Raw genomic sequence first — 16,185 nt, 5'->3', positions numbered from 1 at the left:
AAGCAAGCGAGTGTTATTTTATCACAGGGACATTAAAAAATCAAGTTTTTTTATAAAAAATAAATTTTCTAATTCTGGTCAGCCACCAGTAAAACAGAGCTTGTTCCCGGCATGGAGATAAGTACCTGGCCATCCTTCACCTCATAGGGAACTTTGCCTACATTATACCCGTTTTCATAGGTCAGCATGTATCGGGACATGGTCTCTCCATCCTTCATTCCCAGCTGCCATACTGGGATACTGACCTGCCGCTCTTCTGTAAAATTATTGACTGCCACGGCGCAAATGCTGTCCTTGCAGAAACGTCCATAGGAGATGAGGTTCTTCCCGGCCAGAAGCTGTTTTAAGGATCCTAGGCGCAGTGCCGGTATGCTGTGATGAAGTCCCGTCATATACCGGTGAAACTCGATCAGCTCCAAATCCTCTCTGCCCCAGGGATAAGTTCTCCGGTTATCAGGATCCGTCCAGCCGCAGACGCCGGCCTCGTCCCCGTAATAAATCGTGGGAGCGCCGGGCCAGGTCATCTGGATCATTACCGCCTCCCTGAAAATCCCGTTGCGAATGCCCTGGGAAGCCGCTTCCGGACCAAGAGTGGAAGTCCGTCCCACCTTGCCGTTGGTTCTGGTCATAAAGCGGGAATGGTCATGGTTTGACAGCTCATTCATGGCCACCTGGACGGAGCCTGTCATCATGCGGCTCATATGGTAGTTCATGGACTTAAAAAAGCTTTCTCCATCTCCGAACAGGCTGGGGTTGCTTTCATCGCTGTGTTTCTCCATGCCCGTCAAAAACCAGGTTACCGGCTCCATGAAGGCGTCATAATTCATGACGGTATCCCACTGGTCGCCCTGGAGCCAGCTGGAAGGGTCCCCGTAATGCTCTGCCAGCACAATAGCCTCAGGATTAGCCTCCTTCACCGCCTTCCGGAAATCTCTCCAGAACTTATGGTTGTACTCGCTGCTGTGGCCCAAATCTGCCGCCACATCAAGACGCCATCCATCCACATTGTAGGGCGGAGAAACCCATTTCCGGGCGATTTGTAATATATACTCATACAAAGTCTGGGAATCCTCATAATTAAGCTTAGGAAGGGTTGCATGCCCCCACCAGCCGTCGTAAGAACTGTTATAGGGCCAGGCTTCTTCATCGTAAAATTTAAAAAACGTCCTGTACGGACTGTCCTTTGACACATAGGCTCCCGGCTCGTACTTTCCGGACATCTCATAGATCCGTTCGCCATCCAGCCATTTATTAAAAGAACCGCAATGGTTAAATACTCCATCCAAAATAACTCTCATCCCCCGTTTGTGCACCTCTTCCACAAACCGGGCGAAAAACTCATTGCTGGCTTCTAAATTCTCCTTATCCGTCGTCCGGATCATGTACTTTGCAGCAAGCCGGCTATCCTTTGCATCAGTTGCCACCGGCTGCCCCCCATCCTTAACGATCACGCCATAATGGGGATCAATGTAATCATAATCCTGGCAGTCATACTTATGATTGGATGGCGATACAAAAATAGGATTAAAATATAATACGTCAACGCCAAGGCTCTTTAAATAATCCAGTTGATTCCATACCCCCTGTAAATCACCGCCGTAAAAACACCCTACATCCATCTGGTTGGGATATTTCCCCCAGTCCTGTACTTTGGATACCGGACGGCCAATATATACATACTCTCCATCCACCGCATCATTGGTCTCGTCTCCATTGCAGAACCGGTCCACATATATCTGATACATGACGGCCCCTTTGGCCCAGTCAGGCGTAGTAAAACCAGGAACAATACGAAAATATAACCCTTCCGGATTATCCCCGGAAACACCCAGCCGGTTATAATAGCAGACTTCTCCGCCCTTAACCACCTTAAAGCTGTAGCTGATTTTTTCATGTCCTGCCGTCAATTGATATTTATAATAATCAAACAACCCTTCAGACTCCGTCTTTTCCATGGGCGTCTCATAGTCTAACCCCTCCTGGATATAACAGACCTGGTCCACATTATCCTTGGCCGTTCGGAAAAACAGAATCACATCTTCCCCCACACCGGGTTCTGCCGGGAATCGGAAACTTTCTGTCTCATCGGTAAATAACGCATCTCTATTTAACGTCTCAGCCTGGAAGCACATATGATTTTCATTTCCTTTCTCGTCATCTATACATTCTATTTTATCCGATTGAATCAAAATATACAACCCTACCTTTTTTATTAACAGGCATAAAAAACGGTCAGCGGGGCAGCTGACCGTTTTTCGGAGAAGGTATTTCGTTTCTTATGGGGTGTAGCAAAAACTATATAATGTATTGGGGGGGTTTACGATTATTACTATACCATGTCTGTGAAAATAAGTGTGCACAAACATCATTTTTTTACTTATGATTTTTTATGCACTTTTTCTCCGCCCCTGCACTAGACACAAAAAAGCGCAGATTCCGGGGCGGAAACTTAGATATTTTCCCGGTGTCTGCGCTTCTATCCTATTTAAGCCTGCGAGGATTCTTAACCTTCTGCTGCTGCAGAAAACAAACTTTCGAATTCCTGCTGGCCGATCTTTTCTTTTTCCATGAGCAGCTTACAGCAGGCGTGAAGAATCTCTTCATGCTTTATAATGATGTCTTTCGCCTTTTCATAACACTCATCAATGATCCGTTTTACTTCGTTGTCAATGGTATTGGCTACCTGGCCGCCGTAGCTCTTGGCATGGGCCAGATCACGGCCAATAAAGACTTCATCACCGTCATTACCATAATTTATCATGCCCACTTGATCAGACATACCGTACTGGGTCACCATGGCCCGTGCTGTGGCTGTAGCCTGCTTGATGTCCTGGGAGGCTCCGGTGGTGATATCGCCGAAAATGATTTCCTCTGCAATTCTTCCGCCTAAATCCACCATGATATCCTGAAGCATCTTGCCTTTGGTATTGAACATATGATCATTTTCCGGCAATGGCATGGTATATCCGGCAGCACCGATTCCCGTGGGAATGATGGAAATGGTATGCACCGGGCCTTCATCCGGAAGCAGGTGGAATAAAATCGCATGACCAGCTTCATGATAAGCTGTAATTTTCTTTTCCTTTTCGGTTATTACCTTGCTCTTTTTCTCGGCCCCGATTCCAACCTTTACAAAAGCCCTGTCAACGTCAGCCTGGCTGATAAATTTCTTGCTGTTTTTAGCCGCATAGATAGCTGCTTCATTCATAAGGTTCTCCAGATCCGCACCGGTGAATCCCGCTGTTGTCTGGGCGATCCTTTTTAAATCCACATCTTCTCCCAAAGGTTTCTCCTTGGAGTGAACCTTCAAAATTTCTTCTCTTCCTTTTACATCAGGCCTTCCGACTCCTACCTTCCGGTCAAAGCGTCCGGGACGCAGAATCGCCGGGTCTAAGATATCCACACGGTTTGTGGCCGCCATAACGATGATCCCTTCATTGATCCCGAAACCATCCATCTCCACTAAAAGCTGGTTTAAAGTCTGCTCTCTCTCGTCGTGTCCGCCGCCCATACCGGTACCTCTGCGTCGGGCTACCGCATCGATCTCATCGATGAATATGATACAGGGCGCGTGCTTTTTCCCTTCTTCAAACAGGTCTCTCACACGGGATGCGCCGACACCTACAAACATTTCCACAAAATCGGAACCGGAAATGGAGAAAAATGGCACCCCGGCTTCTCCTGCCACTGCCTTGGCGAGAAGGGTCTTTCCTGTTCCGGGAGGTCCCACAAGGAGAATCCCCTTGGGAATGCGAGCTCCCACGCTGGTATACTTCTGAGGATTCTTTAAGAAATCGACGACTTCTTCCAACTCCTCTTTTTCCTCTTCAAGCCCTGCCACCTTACTGAAGTTCACCTTATTCGCGTCCTTTGCAAGATGAGCCCGGCTTCTTCCAAAATTCATCATTTTGGCATTAGCGCTTCCTGCCCCTGCCCTGGCATTCATCAGCATGAAAAGAAAAACCAAAACTACCGCTGTCAGAATCAATGGAAGCGTAATAGTCAGGAATAAATTTTCCTTTTGTACTGCATCCACCGTATAGGTGATTCCATTGCGGTCCAAACGATCCTGAATCTCAATGACATTGGATACATTGGCCTGTTTTGACGAGTTGTCAGTCATGGTCATCTCGATCCTTCCCGTTGGGGGCGGGTCGTTCTGCCTGATGGTTGCCGAGGCTATGGTCCCATTATCAATCGCCTGCATCAGCTCCTGGTTGGTAATGATTCCACTCTTTTGGGGCAGCCTACTGGCAAATAAAAGCATGATGACCAGAAGGAGCAGAAAGCCCAAGCCTCTGAATGGTTGCTGTTGTTTCAACATGCTGCCTCCTTATTGCTGTTCTATAACTCCAATATATGGTAAATTCCTGTATATCTGATCGTAGTCAAGACCATATCCAATGATAAATTGATCCGGCACGGTAAAACAGGTATATTTCACCTTGACCTGATCTTTCACCCGGCGTTCCGGTTTATCAAGAAGTGTACACAACTCTATGCTATTTGGATTTCTCTGTTTTAACACCTCGATCAGATAGGCCAGGGTATTGCCGGAATCAATGATATCTTCCACAATCAATACATCCTTTCCTTCAATGGGATCATCAAGGTCTTTGGTTATCTTGACGATTCCGCTGGACACCGTTCCGGTGCCGTAACTGGATACGGACATGAAATCCATGGTAAGCGGCAGATTGATTCGCTTTGCAAGCTCACAGGTAAAGAAAACGCCTCCCTTTAAGATGCATATCAGATGAAGGGGTTTTCCTTCATAATCCTTGCAGATCTCATCTGCTATTTCTTTTACTCTTGCCGCTACCTCTTCCTCTGATAACAATATTCGTATCTTATCATCCATTGTTTTTTCCTCCGTTTAACTGCATTTGTATCACTGTACGGGTATCTTCTGTTATCTTATAATATTCACTGATCCGGTATCCGATGACCCAGAGGACATGGGAACCATCCGCTACAAGCGGTATTTTTTCCCGTTCCTCTTTCGGAATCTTCTCATCAATCATAAATGCCTTGACGGTTTTTGTGCCGCCACCGGCCAGTGTCATGTAATCCCCGATTTGCCGATACCTTACAGACAGTGCACATTTGATTTTATCATAATCAAGCCATTTCGTATACCCGTTTTTGGGAATTTCCTGGCCTTTTTTGTAGGGAAAGATCTTAAAATCCAGTTCAGGGAGTAAAACAACCCTTTCCTTATCCACCGATCCCTCCTGATTTTTCCTTTTTATCCACAATTCATCATAAATACGCACCGCAATAAGCCCGCAGGGCAGATCCACCTGCCTGCCGTCAGAACCAAAAAGAAGCGCTGCTGCGCTTTCCACGTGAGTCATGGTAATATCCTTCATGGATTGATTGACAGACCGGATCATTCTCCGGATCACATAGTTCTTTATAATGTCATCTTCCGCCAAAAGAGCTTTTGCATCAACTCCTTGCGCCGTTATTGCACCGGCCTCATCCGTTTCCCTTACCCCCCGGACCTTTAATATACTTTCTGCCTGTTTTTCCAGATATGCATCTGCCTGTGCGGCCATTTCTCCTGCATGAAGGATGTTTTCCCCTGCCCGTCTGTTGACCTGCTCCCTGATCTCCGGTAAAATCCGGCTTCGAATGCGGTTCCTCACATAATCCGTCTGGGCATTGGTGGAGTCCTCACAATAAGATATCCCTTTTTCCGCCAGATATGCAAGAATTTCCTCCCTTCCAACAGACAGCAGCGGGCGGACAATTTTGTCCCGTACCGGGCGCATTCCTCCAAGCCCTTTTAACCCTGTTCCACGGAACAGGTTATAAAGAATGGTCTCCGCCTGATCATCCCTGTGATGGGCCACCGCTATTTTTGTTCCCAAAAAGTCCTGGCACTCTTTCTCAAAGATCTGGTAACGCAGATGTCTTCCTGCTTCTTCTACCGACATACCATGTTCCCTGGCATATAGGGCTGCATCCACCCGGACGCAGGCAAAGGGCACTCCCAGGGTTTTTGACAGCTTCCCGGCGTAATCACTGTCCCGGTCTGCCTCTTTCCCTCTTAAGCCATGATGGACATGAACCGCCTTTAATTCCAGCCCCAGCACTTCCCTTAGTTCATTTAAGACTGCAAGAAGACAGACCGAATCGGCTCCTCCGGAAAGCGCCACGATGACGCGGTCCCCCGGAGCGAACAGCCGGTTCCGTCTGATATAATCCAATATCGTTCTGTACATTCAGTCACCTTCCTTAGTTGATTTTCTCCCCTCTATATTATAAATATACCCATAAAACATGTCTGTTGCAATTATTATTTTCTTTTCCATATTCCAGCGGTGAGAACCGTCATATCATCCGCAGCCTTTTCGGTAAAGGATCTTGCGAACAGAAGGATCCTGTCAGCCATATCCTGAGGATTTTTTACCGGCATTCCGGCAATGAACTCCGTTAACATCAGTTCCTTGTCGTCTGCGGGAAGGGCATCTAACACGCCGTCACTCACCATGATGATCCGGTTATCATCCCACAGCTTTTTAGACAGAAGGACCGGCTCCACCGGATTTAGGATACCCATGGGAACCTCCCCGGCCTCCAAAAGCTCCACTCCCTTTTCACTGAGAATAAAGGTAGCTGCTGCTCCCAGCTTCATCGCCTCCAGTATCCCTGTCTTTAAATCAATGCAGCATAAGTCCAGGGTGGCCGGATGCTGGGAGATCCCGGTCAGAAGCAAGACTGTATTGACCATTTTAAGGGCCGCTCTGGTGGAAAATCCGGCTTCCAAAAGCCTTTGCGTCAGCTCAATGACCTGTCTGCTTTCCTCTTCGGCCACCCTGCCGCTTCCCATGCCGTCTGACAGGCTTATGATGACCTGTCCCGGCTGGACTTGTCCAAAGGTGTAATTATCTCCGGACACCTCTTCTCCGCATTTGACCGCCTTTGCCACACCATAGATGACCCGGTACTCTCCCTTTTCAACAAACCGTATGGTATCGGCCTGCTTTGTCACCAGGTTCCTGCCGTCAGGGGCCACCGCCCATTCCCCTTCCTCTATGGCATTTTCCAGAATCTCCGCGGCCTCCTTTACCGTCACACACCGGCCGTTCAAGGTCCTCATGGTCAAAAATGCTTCCCTCTGATGATTCTCGTATTCTAAAATGAGCATCTTCTCAATGATAATATGGTTGCGGCGGAAGGCCCGCTTTATTTCATCCTCCCAATCCGGAGTTATGTCAATAGAATGCTCCACCTGATGGGAAAACTCCTCCAGAATCACAGCCAATTCCTTAAATTGGACGATAACCGCGTCACGGCTTTCTAAAAAACGATTTTTCCAGGCCAGATTCATGGTGGCTCTGCCAAGCCCCCGGTTCAGCTGGACCATGTAATCATCCTTCCTTTTACAGGTTTCCAGAAAAAAACGGGGCATGTCCCCGTAGTCCACACTCCCTTTTTGTTCAAATGCACGAACCAGATATTGCAGATAATATTGATTGTCCTGTTCTTTCCCGGAATACACAATGCATTTGTTGCAGCCTGCGCATACCATGGCTGCCGCCGTCTCTAGGGCCGCAATGCCGTCTTCCTTTGTAAGTCCCTGTTCTGCTGACAAGTCATCTGTACAAGCCTTGGCAAGCTCTCCCAAAGAGTTTGCCATGTCGTTTAATCTTTTTGCCGTATATACATTCACATCAGCCATATCGTGATGTGCCGCCTTACGTCTGAACACAAAAATCCCTCCTGCCTGTATCATGCTATAAACCATATTATGAAAACAAGTTTTCATAATGGGATGGATGGTGCAAAAACAGCACCTATTTATGAGAAATCAAATACAGCTTCTCATAAACCACATTATATACAGGCAGAAGGAAAATATTTGTCAAAACGGCTGACTCATGATTTAAAATTGTACGACAGCTTTCCCCTTTATTGTCCAAGCTTTTGGGACATAGAGGGATACCCGCAGGTTGTCTCACTGCCTTCGCGACGGCTTAAGCAAAATCTCGTCAGGATTTACAAGTCCCAGCTTCTGCTTTGCGACTTCCTCAATATATTGTTTGGTTTGGACATAAACCCGGTATTCCTCTAATTTTTGGGAACGTTCCTCTTCCTTGTCCACCTGGGCCTGAAGATTCTCCAGACGGATCTCATATTCCCGCTCCTTTTCTTTTAACGTGACTCCCTTAATGGTAACAATCACGGCAAGACTGAATACGACAAAGGTAATGCCGATGATCGTCATTCGATTGCCCCACCTATCTTTTCTTTTTCTTCTTGATTTTCCCATTTTGTCCATACAATCACCAATCACCTTTAACGCCGCTTCTTTTTACGGTTACAGCCATCTACCTTTATTTTAAGATATTTTTGGAAATGTTTCAAGAGTTTTATAAAATGTCTGCTTACTATTTTATCATATAAAAACATTCCAAGAAATACTCCAGCAACGGCATACCCTCTTAATCCTCCGTCATTCTGTTCATACAGCAGAGAAAACGTGACCAGGGCAGCATAAACCCAGTATATCATGTCCTCTATTCCTATAAACACATAGGAATGGGGAATGAAAATACGGAAAATACGTAACAGGTCATATGTGATCATAAGCCCTGCACCTGTTAAAAAGCTGTAGAGCAGAAGTTTTACTTCATAAATGATATGAACGCTCATATGACTCCCTCTAGTCCTTATTTAAACAGCCGGGAAATCATGGACTCCCCTGACCTGCGCAGAGCTTCATTAGAGGAATAGGTGAGGCTCTCAATATTACCGTTTAAATCCACTTCCCCTTTTTCAAGAGTCAGACGGCTGACATGGAGTCCCTTTCCCTTTAAAGTCAAAAGTCCCATATCAGTATCCAAAACCACCTGGTTCTCATCAAAGGACACTACTTCCCGTATTCCTGTCATCGTACCTGACCCCCGGTTTTCTATTGTCAGCCTGTGAGGGCGGATATTCACCTTTTCTTCCATACAAAAACCTCCTAATATACCTGTCTAAAGTATATTAGGAGGCACGCTCCAATATTACTGAAATTTATCGTACGTATCGAAACTGTGAGCTAGAGATAACGGTAAAGCTCTTTTGCTTCATCCTTTTTTACCGTTTCCACTACATCAAGAACCTCAATCTTCACAGAGCTAGTCCCAAAATGGATTTCAATTATGTCACCTTCCTTAATGTTTAAGGAAGCTTTCGCAGGCTTTTCATTGACCAGTACACGGCCTGCATCACAGGCTTCATTGGCTACGGTTCTTCTCTTGATCAGACGGGAAACTTTTAGAAACTTATCCAGTCTCATGGATTAAGCATTCACCATATCCTTTAAAGCCTTTCCAGCTTTAAATTTTGGTGTCTTGGAAGCAGGGATGTTCATAACTTCGCCGCTCTTTGGATTTCTTCCCTCTCTTGCCGCTCTTTCAGATACCTCAAATGTACCAAAACCAACTAACTGGATCTTCTCGCCTTTAACCAGTTCTTCAGATATTACATCTGTTAAAGCTTTTACTGCCTTCTCTGCATCCTTTTTGGACAGTTCTGCTTTTTCTGCGACTGCTGCGATTAACTCTGCTTTGTTCATTGATTTCTTCCTCCTAGAATGTAGCACCAGGCTACGATTTTTCGCATAACACGATTACTATATCATTTATAGCTGTTTCTCCCGTTTTTGTCAAGGTTTTTCGCACTTTTGAAGGGCTTTCTCCTGCTTTTTTATTGCATCCCAAAGAGCCTGTCCTTCCTGCTGCAAACCTGCATTTCCGCCGCCAAAAACATGAGGGTGTCTGCGTACCATTTTTTCACAGATTCCGTTCACCACATCATCAATGGAAAAGTCTCCCATTTCCTTTGCGATCCGGCTGTAAAGCATTACCAGAAACAGGATATCTCCCAGCTCTTCGCAAAGGTTTTCCATATCCTCATGATCAATGGCGCTAAGAACCTCACCGCTTTCCTCTTCCAGGCATTTTTTCAGACTCTCATAAGTCTGCTCCCTGTCCCAGGGACAGCCTTTTTCGGACCGCAGTTTATTTGTAATATTTACTAAATCTTCAAAAGTATACATGGTTCCTCCTCCTTTTGCCGTTATTATACCATAAAAGCAATGAGCCAAGCGCCGCTTTAGCGGCATTTGGCGAATGCAACACGAAAATAGACGCTTGCGTCTATTTTCGCATAACACGTCAGCTCACGGAAAGCGCTTTCTTTTTTAATTCTGAAGATTTTCTGACAATTGTTCTTTCCCCCTGTTAAAAAAGAGCCTGCTCTTATATAATAAGAGGGATTATTTAAGAAATATATGCTAATGAAAAACGGAGGTAACCATGAAAAACTTCAGCATATGGAAAAAAATAGCAGCTTGTGTGCTGTTTTTAAACATTGTATTTACCGCATTTACCACTGAGCTTCTGACACCCAGCGTTTCCGCCGGGGAGCTGACTATGCGGGGCATGGGATTTGGACCGGCACTTAACATCGGCCCGGGAAGCAAGATTTTTAACGGCGGCAGCTTATCCTTACTTTCGGATTACGACAACCGGCAAATGCTTTCCATGATTTTACAGGACAAGGACGGAACCCTTATAGTCGTTGACGGCGGATGGGATATTGATGCGGCCCACTTGACGGAAGTGCTCCGTTCCAAAGGAGGACACGTTTCCGGATGGTTTATTACCCATCCTCATTCAGACCATGTGGGGGCGCTTGTGCAGATCTTAGGCAACCCGGACAGCCAGATCACCATTGACAATGTCTATTATTCTCTGGCGGATCAGTCCTGGTATGAAAAAGTTGAACCTCATCGGTCGGATCTGGTAAACAATCTGCGATCAGCCCTTGCAACACTCCCTGCCGAAAGGCTTCACTCCGTACAAAAGGATCAGGAGATCCAGTTGGGCCAGATAAAAGCCAAGGTTTTAAATAACCCTTATCTTCTGGATACCACCTCTGTGAATAACAGCTCCGTTGCTTATAAATTCTTCTTGAATGATGTAAGCATCCTGGTACTGGGCGATATGGGACCGGAAGCCGGTCAGCTTCTGTCTGCAGAGCGCAGTGCGGAAGATTTAAAAAGCGATATTGTCCAGATGTCCCACCATGGCCAGTATGGCGTCAGCCAGGAAGTATATGCCATCATCAAACCTCAGATCGCCCTATGGCCCTGTCCGCTTTGGCTCTGGAATAACGACAACGGCAGCGGAATAGGAAGCGGGGACTGGAAGACCCTTGAGACCAGGAAATGGATGGAAGATATGGGAGTAAAAGTAAATTACTGTATCAAAGATGGAGACCAGATTATCTATTAAATGGATCCAGTAAAAAAAAGAAACGGCATCCGAACACGAATATGTGTTCCGCCGTTTCTTTTTTTGCGCGGGCAATGAGCGTCCGGTTAATTTCCTCCGGGTCCATCCCGTCTTGGCCGTTCCGATTCCGGTAAGGGTTCAACGTAGAATCCATCCTTGTATGGCTCCGTATCTATTTCCGGAATATCGCCATCGCTGTAATCATCTTCCTCGGGTACAAAAACCTTCATATCTGTTCACCTCCTGATTCATGTATGCTGATTGGCAGCTTGGCTAGCCCTCCATCTGGCGGCCTAAAAATCCGGCAGCCGTTGAAGCCAGTTTTATCTCCATATCTCCAAAACGTGCCCTGGGCTCTCTGCTCAATAAGGCCACCGCTCCAATGGCATCACCCTCACAGATGATGGGAGCCACAACCTGTGCCGTTATTCCTTCCAGGGTTTCTCCCGAAAGCGGAATAAAGCTCTTGTCATCTTTTGCAGACACAACGGCCGTCCGCTCATTGATAAGGTTCTCCAGCTGCTTGCTGATGGTTTTCTGGAGAAGCTCTTTTTTAGATCCTCCTGCCACTGCAATGATCTGATCTCTGTCGCTGATACATACGGTAAGTCCGGTAGTTTGAGCCATGGCTTCTGCATATTGGGAAGCAAAAGCAGTAAGTTCTACCATCGGAGAATATTTCTTTAAAATGATTTCTCCTTCCCTGTCTGTAAATATTTCAAGCGGAGTCCCTTCTCGTAACCGGAGCGTCCTTCTGATCTCTTTTGGAATCACCACGCGTCCCAGGTCGTCAATTCTTCTTACAATACCAGTTGCTTTCATAATAAAAATTCCTCCATCTTGTGCGTTTTTATATCACTGCTATTATTTTGCTACGAAAGCAACAGATTATACTTAAGTCTGCCATTTTTCCCAAAATTTAAAATCAGGGCCGACCTGTTAAAAAAAAGTCGAACCCTGATTTTCTAATCAGACTCTGTTTATTGCTTGAAGAAGCTGGGTTTTCTATCCCTGGTTAAAAGTCACCCTGTTTGACACGGTGAAACACTTCTTTTGAGGATGACAGATAACCTTCATGGGCCACCTTTGCGGCCACGTTATCTGGAACTGGGGTTACAAAATGGTTTTCAAAAGAACCATATTTTTGAATCGTCAATTCATTTGATACTCTCTGTAGAAGATACATACCTAAAACGTCCATAGCTACCACCTTTCTCCGAAACATTAATGGGAAGCAAAGAAAGCATCTGGGACTAAAGCCCTTCTTCTACTATTATTATATCACAAATATGACAAAAATCAACTAGACGAACGGTATTTTTTAAGTCAATTTTCACATTTTTTCATTCTTTTCTGACAATTTCAACATTTGCTTTAATATCACCTCTGCCTGGCTGATCATGATATCGGTGGTCTGGTTTTTCTTTCTGTCAAGATACGTAAACCTTGGTTCTTCTCCCATCTGGAACTTTAAATCTCCACGGTACTGGTCAATAATCTTCGGAATTCCTTCTACCTTCAGCTTTGCATTCTTATACATGGTCAGGCGGACCTCCTGCCGGTTAATATTTACCTCGGTCACATAAGCGCTGTGGGCCAGGGCCTTTAAGCCGGCCACCTTAAGCAGGTTATCAACCGGCTTTGGAATATCGCCGAACCGGTCCATCAATTCATCCTGCATATCCATATATTCTTCTTCGTTCTCAATGCCGGAAATCCGCTTGTAAATATCAAGTTTCTGATATTCATTCTTAATATAGGAGGTGGGGATGTATGCATCGATGTCGCAATCCACCACTGTCTCATAGCTTTCCTCTTCCTTCCTCTGTCCTCTAAGCTCTAAAACCGCCTGATTTAAGAGTTTGCAGTAAAGATCATATCCTACCGCTTCCATGTGTCCGTGCTGTTCTGCTCCAAGAACATTTCCTGCCCCCCGGATCTCTAAATCCCGCATGGCGATCTTGATCCCGGAGCCAAGCTCTGTGAATTCACGGATAGCCTGAAGACGTTTTTCCGCCTCCTCCTTTAACAGCTTATCCCGCTTATACATCAGAAATGCATAGGAGGTCCGGCTGGAACGGCCTACCCGCCCGCGCAGCTGGTAAAGCTGGGAAAGGCCCATCCGGTCCGCATCCTGGATGATCATGGTGTTGGCATTGGCAATGTCAAGGCCGGTTTCAATGATGGTAGTGCAGACCAGAACATCGATTTCTCCGTTTACAAAATCAAACATGATCCGTTCCAGCTCATGCTCATGCATCTGCCCATGGGCAAAGGTTACCGCTGCTTCCGGAACCAGTGAGGCAATGTGGTTTGCTATCTCATCAATGTTGCTCACCCGGTTGTATACATAATAAACCTGCCCTCCACGGGAAAGCTCCCGGTGAATGGCCTCCCGCACCATTTCATCGTTATGTTCCATGACATAGGTCTGGATAGGCATACGGTCTACAGGAGGTTCCTCCAGCACACTCATGTCCCGGATTCCCACCAGACTCATGTGCAGTGTCCTTGGAATGGGGGTAGCTGTTAAGGTAAGTACATCAACGTTATCCTTTAACTGCTTGATCTTTTCTTTATGAGCCACGCCGAACCGCTGTTCCTCATCTATGATAAGAAGGCCCAGATCCTTAAACTGTACATCCTTTGATAAGACCCTGTGGGTTCCAATCACAATGTCCACCAGTCCCCGTTTTAAATCCTCCAGGGTCTTTTTCATCTGGCCTGGAGTGCGGAAACGGGACATTAAATCCACCCGGACAGGAAAATCCTTCATCCGCTGGGCAAAGGTATTATAATGCTGCTGAGCAAGAATGGTGGTGGGAACCAGGTAGACCACCTGCTTTCCGTCCTGTACTGCCTTGAACGCGGCCCTGAGAGCGATTTCCGTCTTTCCGTATCCAACGTCCCCGCAGATCAGACGGTCCATGATCTTCCTGCTCTCCATATCTGTCTTGGTCGCTTCAATGGCATCCCACTGATCCTCGGTTTCCTCATAAGGAAACATCTCTTCAAATTCCTTCTGCCAGACCGTATCCTCTCCGTACTGGAACCCATGGGTCTGCTGCCTGGACGCATAGAGCTGCACCAGCTCCCTGGCAATCTCTTTTACCGCGCCTTTCACCCTGGTCTTGGTCTTGTTCCACTGCTCCCCTCCAAGCCGGTTCAGTTTGGGTTTTTTCGCTTCGGCGCCGGCATATTTCTGGATTCCGTCAAGCCTGGTTGCCGGAAGATATAAGTTCCCGTTGTCGGCATATTCTACCTTTAAATAATCCTTGATGACTCCATCCTGCTCGATTTTTTCGATGCCCCGGTAAACTCCAAGGCCATGTTCCTCATGGACCACGTAATCGCCGATGGAAAGATCAGAAAAGTTTTGGATCTTGGTCCCTTCATAAGAGGTCTTTTTCCGTTTCCGCTTCTTTTTCTCCACGCCAAACATATCGCCTTCCGTTATGACGATAAATTTTATCATGGAATATTCAAAGCCCCGGTGGAGATTTCCAAAGGTAACCAGAATCTCTCCCGGCTTTACCTCCTGGCTCTCTCCTCCCTCATCGGGACAGTAGGCCCGTAAGTCATATTCCCTTAAATCCCCTGCCAGACGGCTGGCCCTGGTCCTGGAAGCGGATAAAAGGATTACCCGGTATCCTTCCTTTTTCCATCTGGTCAGATCCTTTATTAAAAGCTCAAACCCGTTTTGATAGGTATTAACGTTCTTTACCTGGAAGCTGTACCGGTTTTTTACTGTGAAACCGGATAGCTTCTGCTCAAGGCCGGTCAAATAAACCGTGGTTTTTGTCTGGACCCTGGCCAGCATCTCTTTTGCAGAATAGAGAAGACCGGTCTGTCCCGGGAGGAGATAGCCGTTTTCCAGGCGGTGTATCATGCTTTCCCTGAACTCCATTTCAACGGTCTCCCCTTTTTCCTTAAGCCGTTCCGGCTCATCCAGGAAAAGAACCGAATTTTCTCCATGGAAATACTCCAGAAAAGACACGCTCTCCTGGCAGAAGTAATGGATATAACCATCCAGCCCATGCTGCCGGAAACCTTCCTTAAGCCCTTCTAAAAATTCGGAGACAATGGAACGGATTCTGGCGGACTCCTGGATTTTCGACTGGGCCCTTAAATCCTTCTCGTATTTTTTTGATTCCTTTTCAAGGGCTTCGATTCCCTCCTGGATCTGCTTCCCTGTCAGGGCCATTTCCGTGGCAGGATAGATCCGTATGCTCTCTAACTGCTCAATGGATCTCTGGCTCTCAATATCAAAGGTTCTGATGGAGTCCACCTCATCATCCCACAGCTCAATGCGCACCGGCAGCTCCTCAGTTAAAGGGAACACGTCAATGATCCCGCCCCTGATGGAGAACTGACCCATGCCATCCACCTGGGCCATACGCTCATATCCCAGCTCTGTAAGACGTTTTTTCCATTTTTCCACGTCAATGGTCTGACCGCCCTCCACGGTCAGCACTTGTTCCTTTAGATACTCCAAAGGGAGAAGGTGGTCCATAAGACCGTCAAAGGTCGTAACCACCCAGCCGGAGGTCTTTTCCATCAGGTGACGAAACACGGTCATACGCTGCTTGGTCAGCAAGTTTCCGTGGATGTCCGCGCTGAAAAACAGAAGATCCCTGGCCGGATACAGCCAGACATCTGGATCAAAGAAGCGTAAGTCCTCGTAGATCTCCCTGGCTCTGGTGTCATCATAAGTGACTACCAGCCTTAAGCCTTCCTGCTTTGCCGATTCATACATCAGGTGGACCTTTTGGGAATCCATGCAGCCGCTGGCCATGACAGGTCCGGCCCTTTTTAACAGATCACCGGAAAGGTCCTCAAAATCCTTTAATTCCCTCAATGGTTTTTCAAATAGATCACTCATGAAATC

At 46.6% G+C, this 16,185-nt stretch carries 16 protein-coding genes; 1 reads left to right on the top strand and 15 read right to left on the bottom strand.

The window, feature by feature from the left end:
- Window positions 1-68 precede the first annotated feature (68 nt).
- The 11 genes from AC27IJ_RS22930 to AC27IJ_RS22880 form a co-directional block, all read right to left on the bottom strand.
- Complete coding sequence (locus AC27IJ_RS22930; RefSeq protein WP_487151294.1) at window positions 69-2,132, bottom strand: glycoside hydrolase family 13 protein; 2,064 nt, start codon at window positions 2,130-2,132, stop codon at window positions 69-71.
- Window positions 2,133-2,503: 371 nt separating this feature from the next.
- Entirely contained in the window at window positions 2,504-4,321 is a 1,818-nt protein-coding gene (ftsH, locus tag AC27IJ_RS22925; protein ID WP_312441416.1) for an ATP-dependent zinc metalloprotease FtsH, read from the bottom strand.
- Between the two features lie 12 nt (window positions 4,322-4,333).
- Window positions 4,334-4,861 (bottom strand): hypoxanthine phosphoribosyltransferase, encoded by a 528-nt coding sequence (gene hpt / locus AC27IJ_RS22920; protein ID WP_312441012.1) that lies wholly within the window; start codon window positions 4,859-4,861, stop codon window positions 4,334-4,336.
- The gene (tilS, locus tag AC27IJ_RS22915; RefSeq protein WP_487150939.1) at window positions 4,854-6,230 is read right to left on the bottom strand and encodes a tRNA lysidine(34) synthetase TilS; all 1,377 of its coding nucleotides are present in this window, start codon (window positions 6,228-6,230) and stop codon (window positions 4,854-4,856) included. Before tilS ends, hpt begins: the two co-directional genes overlap by 8 nt.
- A gap of 74 nt (window positions 6,231-6,304) precedes the next feature.
- Window positions 6,305-7,720 carry a SpoIIE family protein phosphatase gene (locus AC27IJ_RS22910; RefSeq protein WP_331655615.1) on the bottom strand — a complete coding sequence of 472 codons (1,416 nt, stop codon included), beginning with the start codon at window positions 7,718-7,720 and terminating at the stop codon, window positions 6,305-6,307.
- A 246-nt stretch (window positions 7,721-7,966) separates the two neighbouring features.
- Window positions 7,967-8,290, bottom strand: coding sequence for a septum formation initiator family protein (locus AC27IJ_RS22905; RefSeq protein WP_312441009.1), 324 nt, complete (start codon window positions 8,288-8,290; stop codon window positions 7,967-7,969).
- Between the two features lie 17 nt (window positions 8,291-8,307).
- Window positions 8,308-8,664 (bottom strand): spore cortex biosynthesis protein YabQ, encoded by a 357-nt coding sequence (gene yabQ, locus AC27IJ_RS22900; protein WP_312441008.1) that lies wholly within the window; start codon window positions 8,662-8,664, stop codon window positions 8,308-8,310.
- 17 nt (window positions 8,665-8,681) lie between these two features.
- Window positions 8,682-8,966 carry a sporulation protein YabP gene (gene yabP, locus AC27IJ_RS22895; RefSeq protein ID WP_025230362.1) on the bottom strand — a complete coding sequence of 95 codons (285 nt, stop codon included), beginning with the start codon at window positions 8,964-8,966 and terminating at the stop codon, window positions 8,682-8,684.
- Between the two features lie 89 nt (window positions 8,967-9,055).
- Window positions 9,056-9,295 carry an RNA-binding S4 domain-containing protein gene (locus tag AC27IJ_RS22890; RefSeq protein ID WP_312441007.1) on the bottom strand — a complete coding sequence of 80 codons (240 nt, stop codon included), beginning with the start codon at window positions 9,293-9,295 and terminating at the stop codon, window positions 9,056-9,058.
- 3 nt (window positions 9,296-9,298) lie between these two features.
- Entirely contained in the window at window positions 9,299-9,601 is a 303-nt protein-coding gene (locus AC27IJ_RS22885; protein ID WP_312441006.1) for an HU family DNA-binding protein, read from the bottom strand.
- Window positions 9,602-9,664: 63 nt separating this feature from the next.
- The gene (locus AC27IJ_RS22880) at window positions 9,665-10,057 is read right to left on the bottom strand and encodes a MazG nucleotide pyrophosphohydrolase domain-containing protein (protein ID WP_312441005.1); all 393 of its coding nucleotides are present in this window, start codon (window positions 10,055-10,057) and stop codon (window positions 9,665-9,667) included.
- Window positions 10,058-10,316: 259 nt separating this feature from the next.
- Here AC27IJ_RS22880 and AC27IJ_RS22875 point away from each other — a divergent pair, with 259 nt between their 5' ends.
- Window positions 10,317-11,297 (top strand): ComEC/Rec2 family competence protein, encoded by a 981-nt coding sequence (locus AC27IJ_RS22875; RefSeq protein ID WP_312441004.1) that lies wholly within the window; start codon window positions 10,317-10,319, stop codon window positions 11,295-11,297.
- A gap of 86 nt (window positions 11,298-11,383) precedes the next feature.
- On the opposite strand, the gene AC27IJ_RS22870 is transcribed toward AC27IJ_RS22875, so the two are convergent.
- The 4 genes from AC27IJ_RS22870 to mfd all read right to left on the bottom strand — a co-directional run bounded on the left by AC27IJ_RS22870 (window position 11,384) and on the right by mfd (window position 16,179).
- Entirely contained in the window at window positions 11,384-11,527 is a 144-nt protein-coding gene (locus tag AC27IJ_RS22870) for a hypothetical protein (RefSeq protein WP_013274632.1), read from the bottom strand.
- 43 nt (window positions 11,528-11,570) lie between these two features.
- Complete coding sequence (spoVT, locus tag AC27IJ_RS22865; RefSeq protein WP_312441003.1) at window positions 11,571-12,119, bottom strand: stage V sporulation protein T; 549 nt, start codon at window positions 12,117-12,119, stop codon at window positions 11,571-11,573.
- 193 nt (window positions 12,120-12,312) lie between these two features.
- Window positions 12,313-12,498: a hypothetical protein gene (locus AC27IJ_RS22860; RefSeq protein WP_312441002.1), complete on the bottom strand. Its 186-nt coding sequence runs from the start codon at window positions 12,496-12,498 to the stop codon at window positions 12,313-12,315.
- Window positions 12,499-12,630: 132 nt separating this feature from the next.
- Complete coding sequence (gene mfd, locus AC27IJ_RS22855) at window positions 12,631-16,179, bottom strand: transcription-repair coupling factor (protein ID WP_313260703.1); 3,549 nt, start codon at window positions 16,177-16,179, stop codon at window positions 12,631-12,633.
- Window positions 16,180-16,185 lie beyond the last annotated feature (6 nt).

It is taken from the genome of Lacrimispora sp. YZC11, assembly GCF_057543815.1.
This window is presented reverse-complemented; position numbering and strand designations above follow the sequence as displayed.